The 19,055-nt window shown below is 67.5% G+C and carries 22 protein-coding genes; 8 read left to right on the top strand and 14 right to left on the bottom strand.

What is annotated here, in order from left to right; genetic code table 11:
* Positions 1-10: 10 nt before the first annotated feature.
* Genes EV191_RS12185 through EV191_RS12200 form a run of 4 tightly spaced genes read left to right on the top strand, consistent with a single transcriptional unit; the run spans position 11 to position 3,798 of the window.
* The gene (locus EV191_RS12185; RefSeq protein ID WP_132877081.1) at positions 11-901 is read left to right on the top strand and encodes a TIM barrel protein; all 891 of its coding nucleotides are present in this window, start codon (positions 11-13) and stop codon (positions 899-901) included.
* A 31-nt stretch (positions 902-932) separates the two neighbouring features.
* Complete coding sequence (locus EV191_RS12190; protein WP_132877082.1) at positions 933-1,940, top strand: sugar ABC transporter substrate-binding protein; 1,008 nt, start codon at positions 933-935, stop codon at positions 1,938-1,940.
* 14 nt (positions 1,941-1,954) lie between these two features.
* Positions 1,955-3,004, top strand: a complete 1,050-nt coding sequence (locus EV191_RS12195; RefSeq protein WP_132877083.1) for an ABC transporter permease — start codon at positions 1,955-1,957, stop codon at positions 3,002-3,004.
* Positions 3,001-3,798, top strand: coding sequence for an ATP-binding cassette domain-containing protein (locus EV191_RS12200; protein ID WP_132877084.1), 798 nt, complete (start codon positions 3,001-3,003; stop codon positions 3,796-3,798). The genes EV191_RS12195 and EV191_RS12200 overlap by 4 nt, the downstream gene beginning before the upstream one ends.
* Before the next feature lie 54 nt (positions 3,799-3,852).
* On the opposite strand, the gene EV191_RS12205 is transcribed toward EV191_RS12200, so the two are convergent.
* On the bottom strand, positions 3,853-4,035 hold the full coding sequence (locus EV191_RS12205) for a DUF3073 domain-containing protein (RefSeq protein ID WP_132877085.1): 183 nt from the start codon (positions 4,033-4,035) through the stop codon (positions 3,853-3,855).
* A gap of 185 nt (positions 4,036-4,220) precedes the next feature.
* Between EV191_RS12205 and EV191_RS12210 the strand changes: the two genes are divergently transcribed.
* Positions 4,221-5,132: a DUF8083 family protein gene (locus EV191_RS12210; protein ID WP_132877086.1), complete on the top strand. Its 912-nt coding sequence runs from the start codon at positions 4,221-4,223 to the stop codon at positions 5,130-5,132.
* Here EV191_RS12210 and EV191_RS12215 read toward each other — a convergent pair.
* The 5 genes from EV191_RS12215 to EV191_RS12235 form a co-directional block, all read right to left on the bottom strand.
* Entirely contained in the window at positions 5,129-6,055 is a 927-nt protein-coding gene (locus EV191_RS12215) for an asparaginase (protein WP_132877087.1), read from the bottom strand. The two genes, EV191_RS12210 and EV191_RS12215, sit on opposite strands and share 4 nt — an antisense overlap.
* Positions 6,052-6,624: an RsiG family protein gene (locus EV191_RS12220; RefSeq protein WP_132877164.1), complete on the bottom strand. Its 573-nt coding sequence runs from the start codon at positions 6,622-6,624 to the stop codon at positions 6,052-6,054. Before EV191_RS12220 ends, EV191_RS12215 begins: the two co-directional genes overlap by 4 nt.
* A 58-nt stretch (positions 6,625-6,682) precedes the next feature.
* Entirely contained in the window at positions 6,683-7,510 is an 828-nt protein-coding gene (locus EV191_RS12225; protein WP_132877088.1) for a beta-keto acid cleavage family enzyme, read from the bottom strand.
* Positions 7,511-7,616: 106 nt separating this feature from the next.
* The gene (gene ygfZ / locus EV191_RS12230) at positions 7,617-8,714 is read right to left on the bottom strand and encodes a CAF17-like 4Fe-4S cluster assembly/insertion protein YgfZ (RefSeq protein WP_132877089.1); all 1,098 of its coding nucleotides are present in this window, start codon (positions 8,712-8,714) and stop codon (positions 7,617-7,619) included.
* Positions 8,711-9,166 carry a Fur family transcriptional regulator gene (locus EV191_RS12235; protein WP_279388423.1) on the bottom strand — a complete coding sequence of 152 codons (456 nt, stop codon included), beginning with the start codon at positions 9,164-9,166 and terminating at the stop codon, positions 8,711-8,713. Before EV191_RS12235 ends, ygfZ begins: the two co-directional genes overlap by 4 nt.
* 57 nt (positions 9,167-9,223) lie before the next feature.
* On the opposite strand from EV191_RS12235, the gene EV191_RS12240 reads away from it, so the two are divergent.
* Positions 9,224-10,063 (top strand): aminodeoxychorismate lyase, encoded by an 840-nt coding sequence (locus EV191_RS12240; protein WP_132877091.1) that lies wholly within the window; start codon positions 9,224-9,226, stop codon positions 10,061-10,063.
* A 57-nt stretch (positions 10,064-10,120) separates the two neighbouring features.
* Here the strand turns inward: EV191_RS12240 and EV191_RS12245 are convergent, their stop codons facing one another.
* From EV191_RS12245 to EV191_RS12255, 3 genes are all read right to left on the bottom strand, one after another.
* On the bottom strand, positions 10,121-11,344 hold the full coding sequence (locus EV191_RS12245; RefSeq protein WP_243658920.1) for a metal-dependent hydrolase family protein: 1,224 nt from the start codon (positions 11,342-11,344) through the stop codon (positions 10,121-10,123).
* An 18-nt stretch (positions 11,345-11,362) separates the two neighbouring features.
* Positions 11,363-12,643: an MFS transporter gene (locus EV191_RS12250; RefSeq protein WP_243658908.1), complete on the bottom strand. Its 1,281-nt coding sequence runs from the start codon at positions 12,641-12,643 to the stop codon at positions 11,363-11,365.
* Positions 12,644-12,774: 131 nt separating this feature from the next.
* On the bottom strand, positions 12,775-13,299 hold the full coding sequence (locus EV191_RS12255) for a DUF5943 domain-containing protein (RefSeq protein WP_132877094.1): 525 nt from the start codon (positions 13,297-13,299) through the stop codon (positions 12,775-12,777).
* Between the two features lie 89 nt (positions 13,300-13,388).
* On the opposite strand from EV191_RS12255, the gene EV191_RS12260 reads away from it, so the two are divergent.
* Both EV191_RS12260 and EV191_RS12265 read left to right on the top strand, forming a co-directional pair.
* Entirely contained in the window at positions 13,389-14,114 is a 726-nt protein-coding gene (locus EV191_RS12260; RefSeq protein ID WP_132877095.1) for a GntR family transcriptional regulator, read from the top strand.
* Positions 14,115-14,213: 99 nt separating this feature from the next.
* Positions 14,214-16,364, top strand: a complete 2,151-nt coding sequence (locus tag EV191_RS12265) for a thiamine pyrophosphate-dependent enzyme (RefSeq protein ID WP_132877096.1) — start codon at positions 14,214-14,216, stop codon at positions 16,362-16,364.
* A gap of 19 nt (positions 16,365-16,383) precedes the next feature.
* Here the strand turns inward: EV191_RS12265 and EV191_RS12270 are convergent, their stop codons facing one another.
* Genes EV191_RS12270 through EV191_RS12290 form a run of 5 tightly spaced genes read right to left on the bottom strand, consistent with a single transcriptional unit; the run spans position 16,384 to position 19,054 of the window.
* Entirely contained in the window at positions 16,384-17,241 is an 858-nt protein-coding gene (locus tag EV191_RS12270; protein WP_132877097.1) for a 5-oxoprolinase subunit C family protein, read from the bottom strand.
* Entirely contained in the window at positions 17,238-17,864 is a 627-nt protein-coding gene (locus EV191_RS12275) for a 5-oxoprolinase subunit B family protein (RefSeq protein ID WP_243658909.1), read from the bottom strand. Before EV191_RS12275 ends, EV191_RS12270 begins: the two co-directional genes overlap by 4 nt.
* Positions 17,857-18,516 (bottom strand): heme-binding beta-barrel domain-containing protein, encoded by a 660-nt coding sequence (locus tag EV191_RS12280; protein ID WP_132877099.1) that lies wholly within the window; start codon positions 18,514-18,516, stop codon positions 17,857-17,859. The genes EV191_RS12275 and EV191_RS12280 overlap by 8 nt, the downstream gene beginning before the upstream one ends.
* Positions 18,517-18,539: 23 nt before the next feature.
* Positions 18,540-18,734 carry a hypothetical protein gene (locus tag EV191_RS12285; RefSeq protein ID WP_132877100.1) on the bottom strand — a complete coding sequence of 65 codons (195 nt, stop codon included), beginning with the start codon at positions 18,732-18,734 and terminating at the stop codon, positions 18,540-18,542.
* A 14-nt stretch (positions 18,735-18,748) separates the two neighbouring features.
* On the bottom strand, positions 18,749-19,054 hold the full coding sequence (locus EV191_RS12290) for a DUF1416 domain-containing protein (RefSeq protein ID WP_132877101.1): 306 nt from the start codon (positions 19,052-19,054) through the stop codon (positions 18,749-18,751).
* Position 19,055: the final 1 nt, after the last annotated feature.

Here is a 19,055-nt window from a genome sequence, read left to right on the forward strand (position 1 = left end):
AGGGAAGCCGATGGCGGTACGGATCGCGGCAGCGCCGATTTCCTGGGGTGTCTGCGAGGTCCCCGGTTGGGGCAAGGTGCTCGACCGGGAAGTCGTGCTCGGTGAGATGGCGGAGCTCGGGCTGCGCGCGACCGAACTGGGACCACCTGGGTACCTGCCAACCGAACCGGCCGAGTTGCGGGCCGCGCTTGGCACACTGCGACTTGTCGGCGGGTTCTACGCGACCGTACTGCACGATGAACAGCGGCAGGCCAGTTCGATAGCCGAGGCGACCGAGCTGGCGGAACTGCTCGCCTCGGTCGGCGGCGAGGTGCTGGTGCTTGCCGCGGCGACCGGGCTGACCGGTTACGACGAACGGCCGGCGCTCTCCGCTGCCGAATGGCGGACCCTGGTGGAAACCTGTGCGCTGATACGGGATGCGGCCGCCGAGCATGGTCTGGCCACCGTGCTGCATCCGCATGTGGGTACCCATGTGGAGCGCGCTGACGAGGTGGCCCGGTTCGTCGCCGATTCGGATCTGCCGCTGTGCCTGGACACCGGGCATCTGCTGATCGGCGGGGCGGATCCGGTGACACTGGCCCGCGAACACCCGGAGCGGATCGGCCACGTGCACCTCAAGGATGTGCGGGCGGATCTGGCCGATCGGGTTCGTTCCGGGGAAATCAGCTACACCCAAGCGGTAGCCGAGGGGATCTACGTACCGCTCGGTGCGGGCGACGTGGATCTACTTGCCATGCTGAGTTCGCTGTCCGAAGTCGACTATCGCGGTTGGTACGTACTGGAACAGGACACTGCCTTGCCGCAGGACGGTACGGCGGACGAGGATCTACCCCGGCGGGACACCGAGCAGAGCCTGGCGCGGCTGCACGAACTGTTGCGCGCCACCGGCGCCGAGGTGTAGCCACGCCGGTGGCGCTAGCGAGGAGACAACGATGTCTTGTGGTTCAAGAACCCGATGGCGAGGAACCAGGTTGCCGTGGGTGCTCGCGGTATGCGCGGCACTGGTCCTTGCCGGCTGCACCGGTCCTTCCGCGCAGCAGCCAGTGGACGACGCCGGTGCGGCGGCCGATAGCGACGCGCCCTTGCGGGTCGCCGTGATCTCGCACAGCACACCGGGCGATGCCTTCTGGGATGTGGTCAAGGCCGGCGCTGAAGCCGCCGGCGAGGAGCTGGGTGTTGGCGTGGAGTACAGCCAGAACCCGGACCCGGCCGGCCAGGCGCGGCTGATCGGTAACGCGGTCGCGCAGGGCGCGACTGGCCTGGTGGTCTCCATGGCCAACCCGGACGCGCTGCGGGACGCCATCGCGAACGCACGCAAAGCCGGCATCCCGGTGGTCACGATCAACTCGGGAGCCGAGGAGAGCAAGGAGTTCGGCGCGATCGGCCACGTCGGCCAGGACGAGCGGATCGCGGGCGAAGCCACCGGTGAGCGGCTTGCTGATGGCAACAGGCGCAACGTGCTGTGCGTGATCCACGAGGCGGGCAACGTCGGGTTGAACGATCGGTGCGGCGGCGCGCGGGACGGCTTCGGCGGCAACAACTTCCGCAACCTCCAGGTGGATATCAACAACCCCGCCGATGTGGAGGCCAGGATCACCGGTTCGCTGCAGACCGATCAGAACATCGACACCGTGCTGACGCTGAACCCGCAGATCGCGGCCAACGCGGTGAACGCGGTTCGCTCGACGGGTACCGACGCCAAGGTGGCGACCTTCGACGTGAACCCGGATGTGCTGAGCGCGATCAAGGCGGGGGACGTGCTCTTCGCCGTGGATCAGCAGCAGTACCAGCAGGGCTACCTGCCGATCGTGATGCTCAAGCTATACCGGGACAACGGGAACACCCTCGGCGGCGGCGAGCAGGTGTTGACCGGGCCCGGATTCGTGGATTCCTCGAACGTGGACGAGGTCAACAAGTACGCCTCGCGCGGCACCCGGTAGGTCGGTGAGCACAGATGACGACAGACATCCAAACTGAGCCGGAGCGCGATGAGCGGATCGGCCGGCCACGAGTACTCGAACGGCTCGTCGTTCGCCCGGAGATTGGCGCGCTGATCGGCGCGATCGTGGTGTTCCTGTTCTTCTCGATCGTGACCGACCAGTTTCTGACCACCGGCGGGGTGGCGGTCTGGCTGGACGACGCCGCGACGCTCGGGATCATGGCCGTGGCCGTTTCACTGCTGATGATCGGCGGCGAGTTCGACCTCTCCGCCGGCGTGATGACCGCCTCGACCGCGTTGGTCACCGCGATCTTCGCGGCCAACGTCGGCCTCAACCTGTGGGTTGCGCTGCTGCTCTCGTTGCTGTTCGCGCTGGCCGTTGGCCTGTTCAACGGGGTGCTCGTGATGCGGACCGGGCTGCCCAGCTTCATCATCACGCTCGGCATGTTTCTCGCGTTGCAGGGACTGAACCTGGGCGTCACCAAGGCGGTTACCGGAACCGTGCAGGTTTCCGGGGTCGCCTCGGCGCCGGGATACGAATCGGTCGGCTTCTTCTTCGCGTCTACTTTCGAGTTGTTCGGTACCCAGTTCCGGGTTTCGATTCTGTGGTGGATCGCGTTCACCGCGGTGGCCGCGCTGATCCTGGTGCGCACTAAACCAGGCAACTGGATCTTCGCCGTTGGCGGCGCAGCGCAGAGCGCGCGTGCCGTTGGCGTGCCGCTGGTCGGCACCAAGATCGCGCTGTTCATGACCACCGCCTTCGCCGGCTGGCTGGTCGGCAATATCAACGTGCTGCGCTTCACCACCGTGCAGGCGAATCAGGGCATCGGGCTGGAGCTGCAGTTCATCATCGGCGCGGTGATCGGTGGCTGCCTGCTCACCGGCGGTTTCGGTTCGGCCGTAGGGGCCGCGGTTGGCGCGCTGATCTTCGGCATGGCCCGGCAGGGCATCGTGTTCGCCGGCTGGGACAGCGACTGGTTCATGCTCTTCCTCGGCGTGATGCTGCTGGCCGCGGTGCTGGTGAACAACGCGCTGCGGCGTAGGGCGGAAAGGGTACGACGATGACGCACGAGCTGATCCGGGTCGAGGACGTCGGCAAGACCTACGGCAGTGTGCTCGCGCTGCGCGAGGTGTCCACCGTGGTCAACGCCGGTGAGGTCACCTGCGTGCTCGGGGACAACGGCGCGGGCAAGTCGACGTTGATCAAGATCCTGGCCGGGGTGCACCAGCACAGTTCCGGGCGGATGCTGGTGGACGGCGCGGCGACCACCTTCGGCTCGCCGCGCGAGGCGCTGGATGCCGGGATCGCCACCGTGTACCAGGACCTCGCGGTGGTCCCGCTGATGAGCGTCTGGCGGAACTTCTTCCTCGGCTCCGAGCCGACGGTGGGGTTCGGTCCGCTGCGGGTACTCGACCGGAAGAAGGGCAAGGCGGTCGCGAAGCGCGCGCTCGCCGAGATGGGGATCGATCTGCGGGATGTGGAACAGCCGGTGGGCACCCTTTCCGGTGGCGAGCGGCAGTGCGTGGCGATCGCCAGAGCGATCCACTTCGGCGCGAAGGCGTTGATCCTGGACGAGCCGACGGCGGCGCTCGGCGTGAAGCAGGCGGGCGTGGTGTTGCGCTACGTCGCCCAGGCGCGCGATCGGGGACTGGGCGTCGTGTTGATCACGCATAACCCGCACCATGCGTATCCGGTCGGCGACCGGTTCCTGGTGCTCAAGCGCGGGCGAAGTCTCGGTTCGGCGGAGAAGGCGGAAATCACCCTCGCGGAACTCACCAGGCAGATGGCCGGCGGTGCCGAACTCGAGCAGCTCGCGCACGAGCTTGGTGGGGTGGACAGCGAAAGCGGTGCCGGCTAGTCCGGCACCGCTTTACCGTTCGCTGCGCTCAACGGCGCACTCGAACGCCGCGCGTCAGCGTCGGCGCTCCTCGTACTCGTCGTCGTACGGATCGACGAACGAGTCGTCACCATTTCCGTCATCGGAGGGCTGGCCCGACAGCTCTCGCTGCAGCGCCTCCAAATCCGTTTGGGGAGTGCTGTACTTGAGCTCCCGGGCCACCTTCGTCTGCTTGGCCTTAGCTCGGCCGCGCCCCATGGCTCGACCCCCTCGCACAGGGACGGGGCGGCCGGGGGAATCGGCGGCCCCGCTCGGTCTCGACAACTATTTCCTTGGTCTACCGTACCTTGTCCCTGGGGTTGGATGCGACGTGGCTCGGTGTGCCTAGCGCGACACTGCGGCGGGGGCAGCGAATCGTGGCCGGGGCGTGCCACGATTCAGTCGTGCTACGTCCGTTCGTCGCTTACCTGCGCGTCTACGAACCAGTGTCCGCCTTTGGGTCGGAGCTGGCCGGGCAACTCAGGGAAGCAATTGCCGCCAGCCGGGTGACGCGTGCCAATGCGGGGGAGCGCGAACAGCTGCTATGGCTTAGGTCACAAATGGCTGTTCCCGCGCGGATGCTGCCCGCCGAGCTGCCCGATGGCAGCGCGGCGCCGAGTGGTTTGCGCGAGGTACTGGTCCTCCGGACCGCCGATATCCCGCCGGCCGGCAAGACCAGCGAGGGCGATTCGGTGGTGGTCGGGCCTGGCCCGCTGGTGTGCCCGCTGGAGATCAGGGCGCGCTCGGCGGCGGCGCTGGTGAACTTTCTTGGTACCGCGCATCCGGTGCTGCGAGCGGCGTCGATCTCGCCACCGGTCGAGGAGATACGGGCGCATGCCTCGGCCGCGCTCGCCGATGTGGCTGGCGCCGCGGTGCACGTGCTCTCCAGCGCGTACTCGGTGCCGCTGCCGTGGTTCACGCTGATCGACCCTGCGCAGCGGCAGGTGTTGCTCGGCGAGCGCAACGACCCGGAGCGGCAGGTGGTTTACCGGACGTCGATGGGGCAGGCGCGGCAGCGGGTGGAGCATGCGCGGCAGCTGGCCGTGGACTCGTTCGGCGAGCAGGGCCCGGCGAAGCTGCTTTCCGATACCCGTGAGTGGCTGGGGCGGTTCCACCCGCATTCGGCCGTTGAACTGGACTACGGCGGGTTGGTGCAGGTGATGAGTGACGAGATGCTTGCCGAGGACAGCTCGGCCGCGGACGTGCACGGCATTGTCACCGCGCTGGAGAGCGGGGATGCCGAGGAGGTTGCCGAGCGCTTCGAGCGGCTGCGGGACTTCTGGAGCGAGCTGGCTTCACGCGAGCGCATCAACTAGCGCCCGCGCGGGTGCGCTCCGTGATCGCGTTCTTTAAGGTTAGCGAGCTCGGGGCCGGGGCGGATGGCGCCGACCTCGGCGCCCCCACCGTAGACGGGCTCGACGATCCCGCGCGCTCGCTCACTGAGGGTGATGCCAAGCTCCTCGAGTAGCGCGAGCAGTACGGTGGGCCGTGCCCGCGCGGCACCGTCGTCGATCTTGAACACCGCGGCCGTGCCATCGGCGAGCGCGAACGCGTGCACCCCTTCCGCGCCGCCCTTGAGCAGCAGGCCGTCGACCTCCTCGAGCAGCACGGTGTCCTCCCGGCCGGTGCCCGCGACCAGGAACGGGTTGGCCCGCATCGCCGCGGCCACCTCGGTGTCCACCAGCTGGCGAAACGCCGAACAGAGCCCAGCGGGCGAGTATCCGAACAGCGGCGCGCCGCAACCGTCCACCGCGCTCAGCGCGATCGGCTCACCGGTGAGTTCGGTAATCGTCGCCGCGATCGCCCGCTGTAGCGGATGCTCGGGTTCGAGATACCTCGCCGGATCCCAGCCGTTCACGGCGCAGGTGGCGAGCATTCCCGCGTGTTTGCCCGAGCAGTTCATGGTCGCCTTGCGCCCGTCATGCGGGCCGACCGGACACTTCAAGTCCTCCTCGGCGAACCCGAACGTGTCCAGTAGCGCGAGAACCCGGCGCACGTGCTCGGCCTCGCCACTATGCGAGGCACTGATCAGCGCCAGGTCCGCGGCCGGCACGGACAGCCCGGCACGCAGCATGGCAAGCGCTTGCATCGGTTTGGCGGACGAGCGAGGGAGGAACGGCGCATACGGGTCACCGAGCTCGCGCAGCGGCTTGCCATCGGGGTCGAGCACCAACACGGTCCCCCGATGGACGCTTTCCACAACGCCGTTTCGTTCGACTTCGGCCAGTACCGGATTCATTCGTCGTCTTTGGCGGGTTCGCGCGCGGCGTCCAGCAGCTCGTCCACGGAAGCCGTGCCCGCGCGATAGCGTTCACCGATCTCCGCGTTCAGCGTGTCCATCACCGCCTGCACCTCGCGCCTCCGGGTGGAGACCGATTCCTCCTCCGTGCGGTAGGTGCGCAGCGCCGAGGCCAGCTTCTCCGCGCTGAGCTCACCGACGTTGGACAGATCGGCGTCCGAAACCAGCGCTTCCACATGCCTGCGGTGCGCCTCGGCGCGCGACGGTTCGACCAGCCGGTGCCGGCCGGAACCCATCGCCGGGCCGACGGCATTGTCCGAAAGGATGCTGACCAGCTGGTCAACGACGGTATGCGAACCGCCTTCGGCGCGCCGCTGCTGCTCGGCGAGCACGATGTCGATTCGCGCATGCAGCATCCGACGCAGATACGAAAGGTCGGCTTCTTCCTGCGCCGCCTCGTCGCGCCGGCCGCGCAGCTCGGTCAGCGCCAGCTGCGCGATATCCGTTACGAAATCGGCGGCAAGTACCCGGTCAATCCGCCTGCGCCCACCCGGACGAACTTCGATCACGGAATCATCCTCCGGCATTCCCTCGCCGCGTGCCAGTGCCAGTTCACCCATGCGGACCTCACCCGGCTACGCCGATCAGCGCACGCGCCTCGGCGACCGGCATCGGCGGGCGCTGGGCGATCTTGGCCAGCCCGGCTGCGCGGGCCACCAGCTGAGCGTTGTCCTTCACCCGTTCACCACGCGCATAGTTGATCGTGTCCTCCATGCCGACCCGCAGGTGGCCCCCGGCGCCCAGCGCGGTGAGCATCACCGGCATGGTCGTCCGGCCGATGCCGGTGGCGGAGAAGCTTGCGCCGTCCGGCAGCAGCCGAAGCGCGGCGGCGACGGTTTCCGCGTCACCGGGCATCCCGCCAGGCACGCCCATGACCAGGTCCACGTGCACCCGTCCGCCGGCAGGTGGGCCCTCGCTGTCCAGTAGCCGGCGCAGCGTCGCGAGCTGGCCGAGATCGAAGATCTCGTACTCCGGCACGATGCCCCTGTCCCGCATGCGGCGGTGCAGCTCAACGATGAAATCCCAGCGATTCATGAAGACCGCGTCGCCGAAATTGACCGTGCCCATGGTGCATGACGCGGAGTCGGGCGCGGCTTCGAGCACGCGCAGCCGGTCTTCCTCGGCGTCGGTCACCGCGCCGCCGGTGGACAGCTGCACGATCAGGTCGGTGTTCTCCCTGAGCGCGGCAACCGTCTCTCGGAGCCTGCCGAGATCCAGCGTTGGCTCCGCCTCGGCGCCACGGATGTGCACGTGAATCATCGCCGCGCCGACCCGCTCGCAGTCCCGTGCGGTGCCGACCAGCTCGTCCAGGGTCACCGGCAGGTTCGGTACGGCTGACTTGTCGTGTTCCGCCCCGGTGGGCGCGACGGTGATCAAGGTCCCCGCAGTAGTCATGCCCCGATCCTGGCACGTCGTAGCGAGCGCATGCACGCCAGGACACAGGGCGCCCCTGGGTTAAGCGCCTCTGGGATAAGCGCCTCTGGGTTAAGCGCCTCTGGGGTCAGGCGCCCCTGAGGTTACGGGCGGCGACCCGACCGGCGCCTTCGTGTCCCTCGGGCACCGAGTCCGGATCGATGGCCGCCTGCACCACCTCGTCGTCCGCGCCCGCGTGCAGTTCCGCATCGACCGGCACGGACCGTTTGATCAGCGCGAGCGCGATCGGGCCGAGCTCGTGGTGCTGGGTTACCGATCCGACACGGCCGACCACCCGCTCGCCGCGCCGCACCGGCTGGCCCGCTTCCGGATACACCTCCGGCGAGCCGTCCAGGTGCAGTAGCAGCAACCGGCGCGGTGGCTGGCCGACGTTGTACACCTTCGCCACGGTTTCCTGCCCCCGGTAGCAGCCCTTGTCCAGGTGGACAGCCGAACCGAGCCAGTTCACCTCGTTCGGGATCGCCTTCTCATCGGTGTCCACACCCAGCCGCGGCCGCAACGACTCGACGCGCAGCGCTTCGTAAGCCCAGGAACCAGCGGGCCGTGCGCCCGCGTCGGTCAACCGGCGCCACCACTCGGTGAGCTCGGCGCGCGGGACAAGCAGGTCGACCGAACCGGTACGCGGCCACGGCATCCGCCTGGCGAATCCACCCTCCGGTAGCGCGCGGACCGCGTACGGCTGGATGGGCAGCGCGATGTCGAGTGCCGCCAGAATCTCGTCCGCCTTCGGCCCGAGCAGGCTCAACACCGCGAGTTCGGCACTCGCCTGCCGCGGCTCCACCTTCGACCAGAAACGCATCGAGTCGAGATAGCCGAACAGGCCATCGGCGTACCCGGGCTCGGTGTCCAGCCATACGCAGCCGTCCAGATTGGCTACGACCGCGTGGTGCTGGATGCGTCCCTGCAGGTCAAGTACCAGCGCCTCGCTGCCAGCCGCTTCACCGAGCGCGTTGAAGTGCTGGGTGGTCAGCGCGTGCAGCCAGTCCAGCCGGTCGTCGCCGGGTACCGCGACCACTTCCCGGTGCGAGCGGTCGACCACGATGGCCGCCCTGGAGGCGGTGCGCTGTTCGGCGAACGGGTCGCCGAAATGCCACGGCACGCCCGCGTCGTGGTGGCCGTCCGGTGCGGGGACGGCGCCCGGTACCTCAAGCAAGGGTGAGCTCACGAATTCTCCATGCAGTCTGCGCAGTGCCCGGAAAGCGCGAGATGACTCGCGTCTAGTTCAAACCCGTATTCGGCACGTAATGTTCCCGCGACCCCGTCCAGTAGCTCGCAGGCTACTTCGCTGATCTGCCCGCAGCGGTGACAGACCAGGTGCACGTGCTGGTGCTCATCGGCGGAGTAGGTCGGCGCGCCGTGGCCGAGATGGGTGTGCCGTACGACGCCGATCTGTTCGAGCAGGTCCAGCGTGCGGTAGACGGTCGTGATGTTCACCGTTGGCGCGGTCTGCTGTATCTGTTGACAGATCTCTTCCGGAGTAGCGTGCCCGAGCTGTCGTACGGCTTCGAGGACGAGCTGACGCTGTGGGGTCATGCGCAGGCCGCGTTCGTGCAGCGTTTTGCGCAGCCCGGTGCGCGCGCTCGGCGCTGTGCCCGCTGCCCCATCCTGGGATACCACGTTCCCATGGTAGGACGCCCTGTGAGGTAGCTGCCGGGAAACCGTAGGCTCGCCGGTATGCGCGTACTCGTATTCCTGGACGGCACCGTTGGCGATCCGGAAGCCGCTCATATCCGAGTGGACGACCTCGGACTGCTGCGTGGCGATGGCATTTTCGAAACCGTGCTCGTGGTGGACGGCAAACCGCGCGAGCTGGACCGGCATCTGGACCGGCTGGCGAGTTCCGCCGCCAAGCTGGACCTGCCGGTGCCGGACCGGGAGGCGTGGCGGCAGGCGGTGCACACCGCGCTGGTCAACTGGCCAGCCGAACGGGAATGCGCGGTCAAGCTGGTGTACACCCGCGGTCCGGAGGGTTCCGGGGAACCGACCGCCTTCGTGCTTGCGCAGGAGATCGCGGACAAGGTGCTGCGGCAGCGCGCGGCCGGCGTCGCGGTGGTCACGCTGGAGCGCGGCTTCGGCCCCGAGGTCGCCGAGCGGGCGCCGTGGCTGCTGCTCGGTGCGAAGTCGCTGTCGTATGCGGTGAATATGGCCGCGCTGCGGGAGGCGGAGCGGCGGGATGCCGATGACGTGATCTTCCTTGCCGCGGATGGTTCGGTGCTGGAGGGCCCGACCTCGACCGTGGTGATCGCGCAGGGGGAGACGCTGCGTACCCCGCCGGCGCGCACCGGGATCCTGCCGGGCACCACGCAGGCCGGCCTGTTCGACGGCGCGGAGAGCAGTGGCTGGTCGGTCAAGGTGGAACCGTTGACCATGGACGATCTGCGGGCGGCCGACGTGGTACTGCTCGTGTCCAGCGTGCGCAAGGTGACCAGGGTGGTTTCCATCGACGGCGAAGCGCTGCCGGACGCCAGCGGGCTGCACCGGCAGCTGCTGTCGATCTACGAATCGCTCTACTGACTCCCAGTAACCGCGCTAGCCCTAGAGAACGCGGTTACTGGGAGTCGTCGCTACTGCTCAGTCCGCTATTGGGCGGCCGTCCTTGATCACGGCGGCGAGCCCGCCCGGTTTGCGCAGCAGCCCGAGGTCAGCGAGTGGATCGCCGTCCACGAGCAGGAGGTCGGCCCGTTTACCGACCTCCACGGTGCCGATCTCGGCTTCAAGGCCGAGCAGCTCGGCGCTGGTCCGGGTGCCGGACACGATCGCCGGGTACGCGCCGAGCACGTCGGCCTTGAGCTCGAACTCGCGCGCTTTGTCCCGCGCGGACTCACCGAGCAGATCGGAACCGGACGCGATGCGCACACCATTACGTAGCGCGGTTTCCAAGCTATTGCCCGCCTGCTCCAGCGCGAAGCGCACCTTGCCCATGCTGTGCTCGGGCACCCCGTACTCGGCACCCCGTTCGTACAGGTTCTGGTAAACGCTCATCGTCGGCACCAGGTAGGTGCCGGCCTCGGCCATCATCCGCGCGGTCGGCTCGTCGATCAGATTGCCGTGCTCGATCGACCGCACACCCGCGGCTACACAGTTCTGGATCGCTTCCGGCGCGATGGCGTGCGCCATCACCGGAATACCCGCGCCGCGCGCCGCGGTCACCGCCGCCTGCAACTCGGCGGTGGTGAACTGGACGGCGTCCAGCGCGTCGGTCGGTGACATGGCGCCGCCGCTGGCCATGATCTTGATCTGATTCGCCCCGCGCCGGATCTGCTCCCGCGCGGCCTTGAGTACCTCGCCTTCGCCGTCGCAGACCTGCATCACGTAGCCGATCTCGGAGCAGCAGGAAAGCGGATCGTCGACCTCGGCCATCCGCCGGAAATCGCCGTGCCCGCCGGTCTGCGACAGCGGGCGGTTCGCCACCAGCACCCGGGGGCCGTCCACCAGCCCCTGCTCGACGGCAAGGCGGAACCCGTAGTCTGCGCCGCCCGCGTCCCGCACGGTGGTGAAACCCTGCCGAAGGGTCTCCCGCATGATCCGGCCAACCTTCAGCGCGGCCAGGCTCGCCGGGTAGTTGCGATGCTGTTCGAGCACGTTCACGTCGATAGCGCCAAGGTGCACGTGACAGTCGATCAACCCGGGCAGCAGGGTCTTACCCCGCCCGTCGATGACCCTGGCGCCAGCGCTCGCCGGCGGTGTGGTCGTGCTGACCTCTTTGATCTGGGTACCTTCCACGACAACCGTGGCGCCCTCGATCGGCTCGGGGGAAACACAATCGAGCAAGGTGACATTCTCGATTACCAGCATTTCGGGCACCGGATCTCCTTACGCTGCGGGGCTTTTACTGGGTTCGTGGGCCGATGTGGACAGATCGCGGCGCGAGGTTTCCGGCAGGGTTCGCGCGGAAACCAGGGACAGTACGGCCACGATCGTGAGGTAGTACGCGGGTGCGAGTGGATCGCCCGTCTGGTCGATCAGGAAGGTCGCCATGAACGGCGCGGTGCCACCGAAAACCGTGTATGCCAGGTTGTAGGTGAGCGCCGACGCCGTGTACCGCACCCGGGTGGGGAACAGCTCGACGAGTAGCACGGCGGTCACCACATTGCAGCTGACCGCGCCGAGCGCGAGCACTACCTGGCCAGCGAAAGTGGCCGGGACACCGCCGAGGCCAGCAAGCAGATACGCGGGCACACTGCCGACGACCAGTAGTGCCGCGGCGCTGAACATGGTGGTCCTACGGCCAACGCGGTCGGAGAACCTGCCGACGAATGGGCAGAGAGCTGCCGCGAACAGCAATGCGAGCACATTGGACAGTAGGGTGCGTGCGGTTCCTTCGCCCACGGTGACCTGGATATAGGTCGACATGTAGGTGGTGAACATGTAGAAGGAAAGTGCGGTTGCCGAAACGAATCCACCGAGCCTGAGCATGGCGCGAGAATGGGTTCGGATGGTTTCCCGCAACGGCGCCGCGGCAACCTTGTCGCTGTCCTCGATGCGGCGGAAGTCGGGTGTCTCATCCAGCTTGTTACGAATGTAGAAACCCGCGATACCAAGTGGCGCGGCGAGCAGGAATGGGATTCGCCATCCCCATTCAGTCATCGCCTGCTCACCCAGCGCGCTACTGCATACGAACGAGATAACCGCCGCGCCGCAGAAGGCGGCGAAGGTGCTCACCGGAAGGAAACTGGAGTACCAGGCACGCCGGTTACGACGGGCATGTTCAAGTACGAAGGCGCAGGCACCGGCGTACTCGCCACCGGTCGAGAACCCTTGCACGCATCTGACCAGCACAAGCAGGATAGGTGCGGCGATGCCGATCGCCGCGAAGGTGGGCAGCAGGCCGAGCGCCAGTGTCGCGGCGGACATCAGCACGATCGTGATGGCCAGCGTTTTCTTGCGGCCGATCCGGTCACCGAGCCCGCCGAAGTAGGCGCCACCGATCGGGCGCAGCGCGAAAGCCACCGCAAAGGCCGCGAAGGTATTCAGTAGCGCTGCCGTATCGTTGTCGCTGGGGAAGAAATTATGCGCGATCTCCGTCGCCAGGAAGCCGTAAAGCGCGAAGTCGAACCATTCGACAAAATTCCCGATGGCAGCGGCTCGGATCACCTTCCGAAGTGTTTTTGCATCCACGGCTTCGGTCGTGTTTCCACTATTCATGACGCCCTCTCGCCTGCGGCAGGGTCGTAATCGTGACCAGGCAGCTACCCGGGGTCTATTTGGTAGCTAAGGCAACTCGGTCAGTTACTTGCGAATACGCACGCTTCGTCGCCGTTGATTGCACAGTGCGTTTCTTGGATTGTCAACGGTGACGAATTCGTCAATGTTGGGCCAATGAATTCGAGTGCACCCTGTAGCCAGCCCTCGAACACATAGCATGACCTGGCGACGTCGCGCCCGGAAATCAACGCTGAATGCGCGACCCGGATGCGGCAGTGCCCGGTCTCCTCGTCGAACTCGTCGATGGTGAACTGGCCCCAGCCTCTGCGGGAGAGGCGGTCCAGGTAGTGCCGCAGTACCGCGGCGCCGGAGAGGTCGAGTCGCGCCGATTCATGCGCGCACCATTGCCGCGCCGAGCGGTTGCCCGAGGCGCGAAACACCTCCATCGATTCGGCGCCGAGTCGATCTTCAAGTGCGGCCAGGCTGTTCGTGATCAGGTGCTGTGGCACCAGGACCATCGGTAGCCCGTCCACCATCCACCGGCCGGTGTTGTCCTCCACCTCGACCGGGACCGGCAGTTCCGCTCGCGTCCCGTCGTTTTGCATGCAGAAATAATACAGAAGGGTGGGCTTGGGTCAAGGGCCGGCGGCTGGCATGCCAGGATGGGCAGGTGGGACGGCGACAACGAACAGTCATGGACCGGGTCTACGCCGAGATCAAACGGCGGTATATGACCCTGCAGCTCCCGCCTGGCGAGTGGATCGATGATCTCCAGCTGAGCAAGGAGCTCAGTGTGAGTCGGACGCCGCTGCGCGAGGCACTGTTCCTGCTCGCGTCCGAAGGGCTGATCCGTGCGCATCCGGGTGGCGGGTTCACGGCAAGGCCGCTGGACCTGGCCGGGATCAGTGATCTGTTCGAAGCGCATATCGTTACCGCGAAGGCGATCGCGCGGTTGACCGCGATCCGTGCGGAGCCGGAGGAGATCGCCGAGCTTCGGGAGCGCGAGGCCGCGGTGAACGACGCCATCGCGCGTCGCTCGGCGACGGATATCGCCGCCACCAACGCCGCGTTGCACAGCGCGGAGGCGCGGATCGCGCGCAACGAGTACCTTTCCGTGCTCGCCGACCGCATCCACGATGAGGGGCAGCGCCTTGGCTATCTGGCCTTTGGCGGTGCGGAGCAGTGGAGCCAGCGTCGGCTGGATGACCACTTCGCCAAGGTCAGCAAGGATCACGCGGCGTTGATCGACGCCTATGCCGCGCGTGATCCGGATGCGGCCGAACAGGTGGCTTGCGCGCATGTGCGGCTGTTCCGGGAACGCATCCTGCAGTTCGTGGCAAGCAGCGGCGCGGATGATGTTGATTTCAGCGGCGACGTGCTCACCGCGATGCGGATCAGCCGGGCCGATCTCACTTCTTGAGCAACCTCGGCCAGCCTCACGTGATCTTGCGGCCAGCCGTAGCGATTCGCGGGCTTTCCGGGACTGCGCGTGCGGGTGGTGGCACGGGAAGATTGGGGTATGGCCGAAGAGATCGACGAGCATTTCCGCCGGGTGATCGGGCAACTGCGTACCGTAGGAAGCAGGGACGCGGGCGAGCCGATCGTGCCTGGTGGGGTGCTTACCGGGGAGCAGGTGCGCCAGCTGTTCGACGCCCAGCTGGGCAGCCGGCAGCTCGACCTGATGGCGCGCGAACTGGGCAAGGCGAAGGCCGGCTACTACAGCATCGGCTCCTCCGGGCACGAGGGTAATGCCGGGGTCGCGGCGGCGCTGCGACCGACCGACCCCGCGCTGCTGCACTACCGGTCCGGTGGCTTCTTCCTGGCCCGAGCCGCCCAGGTGGCTGGCACCGACCCGCTGCGGGACGTGTTGCGCGGCGTGGTCGCCTCCACCCACGAGCCGATTTCCGGTGGCCGGCACAAAGTGTTCGGGAGCAAGCAACTTGCCGTGCTGCCGTCGACCTCCACGATCGCCTCGCATCTGCCGCGCGCGGTCGGATTGGCCTTCGGGCTGGATCGCGCCAACCAGGCCGGGCTGCGCCCGGAGTGGCCAGCCGACGCGATCGTGGTGTGCAGCCTCGGTGATGCCTCGGCAAACCACTCGACTGCCGTCGGTGCGATCAATTCGGCATTGCACTGCGCTTATCAGGGCGTTTCCATGCCGCTGCTGATTGTCTGCGAGGACAACGGTATCGGCATCAGCGTGCGTACCCCCGGCGGGTGGATCGAGCACAGTTACGCGCAGCGCCAAGGTTTGCCGTACTTCGATGCGGACGGCTCTGATCTACTGTCCACAGTAGAGACAACGCGGGATGCGGCGGATTTCGTTCGTACCAACAGAAAACCGGCGTTCCTGCGGTTGCGCACGGTTCGCCTGATGGGCCATGCCGGCTCCGATCTTGAGCAGGGCTATCGCAGCCGGTCGGAGATCACCGCGGACTACCCGAAGGACCCGGTACTCGCCACCGCGCGACTGCTCGTCGAATCCGGCGTATGCACGCCGGACGAGATTCTTGCCGCGTACGCGGATAAGCACGCCGAGGTAAGCCGGATAAGTACGCAGGTGCAAACCGAGCCCCGGTTCGCCGCCACCGACGAGGTGACCGCCGCGATCCCGCCACTGCCAGCCACGCCCAGCAGTTCCGCCACGCCGGCCGAGGTCGCTGGAGATCCGGTAACCCTTGCCCAAGCGATCAACCACACGCTTGGCGAACAGCTCGCCGCCGCCGAGGATGTACTGGTATTCGGCGAGGACGTCGCCCGTAAGGGCGGCGTGTACGGCGTGACCAAGGGCCTGCAGCGGGCCTCCGGCGCCACCCGAGTCTTCGATACCTTGCTGGACGAGCAGACGGTGCTTGGCACCGCGCTCGGTGCGGGGCTGTGTGGGTTCCTGCCGATCCCGGAGATCCAGTATCTGGCCTATGTGCACAATGCCATCGACCAGATCCGAGGCGAGGCGGCGACAATGGGGTTCTTCTCCGCCGGGCAGTACCGCAATCCCATGGTGGTGCGGATCGCCGGTTACGCCTACCAGAAGGGTTTTGGCGGGCACTTCCACAACGACAACTCGGTGGCCGCGCTGCGCGATATCCCTGGCGTGCTCGTCGCATCGCCGAGCAGGGCGGACGACGCGGCGGGGATGCTGCGCGGTTGTGTTGCCGCTGCCCGGGAGCAGGGCAGGGTCGTGGTGTACCTGGAGCCGATCGCGCTCTACCACACCAGGGACCTGCACGAGGCCGGCGACGAGCAGTGGCTGGCCCCGGTCGGCACCGCGAGCATTCCGGTGGGTAGCGCGCGAACCTATGGCACGGGTACGGATCTGACCCTGGTCAGCTTCGGCAACGGGGTCCCGATGAGCCTGCGGGTGCTACGCCGGCTCGCCGATCGCGGGATCAACGGGCGAGTGCTCGACCTGCGCTGGCTGGCCCCGCTGCCAGTGACTGATCTGCTCGCCGCCGCAGGCGCCAGCGGGCGCGTGCTGGTGGTGGACGAGACGCGGCAGTCCGGCGGGGTGTCCGAATCGGTGTTCGCCGCGCTTGTCGATCACGGGTTCACCGGCACGATGCGCAGGGTGACCAGTACGGACAGTTTCGTGCCGCTCGGCCCGGCCACCGAGCAGGTGCTCCTTGGCGAACCGGAGATCGAGAAAGCCGCACTCGACCTGCTCAGCTGACTCCGCGTAGCCGCGTTCTTTAGCGGGGTTGGAAGTGGATGATGCTGCCTGGACGGGCCTGGGCAAGCGCGGGGAGCGCGGTGGCGTCGACAACACCGATAACCGGGTAACCGCCCGTGGTCGGATGGTCGGCGAGGAAGATCACCGGCTGGCCGTTCGGTGGCACCTGCACCGCCCCGGTACGCACCGGCTCGCTTGGCAGCTGCGTCTCGCAGTCGAGTTGCCGTAGCGGTTCCCCGGACAACCGCAGCCCGACGCGGTTGCTCTGCGCCGTCACCGACCAGTCGTGCCCGGTCAGCTGCCCGGCCGGATCGCTGAACCAGTCGTCACGCGGGCCGAGCAGCAGGTCAACCACGAGCCGGCCGGGGATCGACGGATAGGGCAGCTGGTCAACGCCGCTCGGCGGGCCCGTAGCCGCACCGAGCGCCAGCACATCTCCGGCACGCACCGGGGCGGGGCCGAGCCCGGACAGGACATCGGTTGCCAGGCTGCCGAGCTCCGGCTGCGCGGCCACGCCACCACCGACCGCCAGGTAGTTACGCAACCCGTGCCCCGGCGCGCCCACACTGAGCTCGGCGCCAGCCGCCAGATGCAGCGGGGTATGGGTGTCCACGGCGCGCCCAGCCATGCGCACCGGCACATCCGGTCCGGTGATCGCCACCGTGCAGGAACACTCGGCGCGCAACCGGACCCCGCCGAGCAGCGCCTCGAGGCCCGCAGCGTTCTCGGCGTTGCCGACCAGCCGGTTCGCCAGCCGCAGCGCAGGCTGATCCAGCGCGCCCGAGGGCGGCACCCCGAGATGCGCATACCCCGGCCGGCCGAGATCCTGCACAAGTAGTTGTGCCCCGGTCGCCAGCACGGTCAGCGCGCGCCTCATCGAACGACCTCGAAGCGCACCCGATCGCCGGGAGAAAGCAGCGCGGGCGGTTCCCTGCGCGGATCGAAAAGCGGTGCCGCGCAACTACCGATCAGCCGCCAGCCGCCCGGCGAGCTACCCGGATATATCGCGCTGAACTCGCCGGCCACGCCAACCGCACCGGCCGGCACCGAGGTACGCGGCGACTCCAACCGAGGCTGCTGTAGCAGCGGATGTAACCCGCTGAGGTAGCCGAATCCCGGCGCGAAACCGCAGAACGCCACCGTGTACAGCGAATCCGCGTGCAGCGCCACAACCTCCGAAGTGGATACACCGGCGGTTCGGGCGACCAGCTCGAGATCCGGCCCGTCATAGCGGACTGCCAACGTTAGCTCGCGCGAGTCGCGCGCGGGCGGATCGGTCAGGTCAGCCTCGCTGAGTAGTTCCCTGATCGTGTCCAGACCACGGGAACCCGGCTGGACGACGGCGAGCAGCGTGCGGGCGCCCGGCAGCAACTCGGCCAGTTCCGGCAGCGCGCCGCGCTCGGCGGCAGCGGTGAGCAGCGCTCGCGCGGCATCCACTTCGGACAGCTCGCGGAATTCGGCGAGCAGACCGTCCTGGCCGCAACGGCGGAACTCAACCAACGACGCGGGTGAGGTATGCCGAGGTGTGTGGCTGCATCGGTTGCCCCTGCATGGCGCGCTCCTCGACATAGGCGAGATCGCCGTTGCCGACCAGGCCATAGAGGCGTTTGGCCGCGTTCACGTCCTTGGCGCTTCCGGTGCGCATGACCATATCGGTGGCCAGCTCCCAGGACGTCTGTCCCTTCGGCTGGCCGTAGAAGATCTCCACGATGCCACTGGAATGGGTAAGCAGCAGCTCGAGCGTGTCGTCCGCTGGCTGTGGGCGCCACCAGCCCATTTCGCGCGCCGCCGGTCGGATCACCTCGCCAGCGTCGTCCAGTAGCCACGACCTGGCCTCGTAGTACACGAACGGACGACCGTCGTGCGCGAAAGTGATCTGCTGACCGAACTTGAACGGCCCGTCAATGGTCGGGTAGACAACTTCGCCCTCGCCGCGCCACACACCGATCAGCGGGAGCAGCGCAAGGCAGGCATCGTTGAGGTTCGGCCCCTCGCGCAGGTTCGCCGTATCGTCGGCGATCGGCAGGTCGGCGAACTGCGGCAGGTTGCGGTCGCGAGTCGACTCGGCCCGTTCGGCCGCAGCGGCGATCGCGGCGTCCCCGCTGGTGAGTGGCGGTGACGGGGTGGTGGGTCCGTCCTGGTCGGCAGTCATCGGCTCACTAAAACACGTCGAAGTCAGTCTGTGTACAACCGGTACACCACGTAGACGGCGAACCAGGTGGTAAGCAAACCCACCACGATCAACAGTGCGGTAAAGAAGATCTCCACACCGTCAAGGATATCCGGCGCCGCCCGGATCACCGAGCCGGCCAGCCGGTGACCCGCCTCATGAAATGCGAAACGGGTGCCACCGGACTCGCTCGGTGGCACCCGTTCTCGGCTGGTTAGGCGACCGCGATCGCTACCTGGTGTAGGCCGGGGCCCTCCGCCCGCACCGAGGCCTCACCGTTGCCGGTGCGGTGCAGGGCACGCACGGTCCAGCTGCCCGGCGCGGCGTAGAAGCGGAAATCTCCGCCAGCCGAAGCCTGCACCTCGCCGGCGAAATCGCCGTCGGCATTGAGCAGCCGGACGTAGGCACCGCCAACCGGCGCCTGGCCGGCGAGCACCTTGCCCGCGACAACTACCTGGTCCCCGGTGTCCTCGCCGGCCACCACGGCGGCCTGGGCGGGTGCGCCGCAACCATCAGCCATG

The sequence above is a fragment of the Tamaricihabitans halophyticus genome (assembly GCF_004340875.1).
GTDB lineage: Bacteria > Actinomycetota > Actinomycetes > Mycobacteriales > Pseudonocardiaceae > Tamaricihabitans > Tamaricihabitans halophyticus.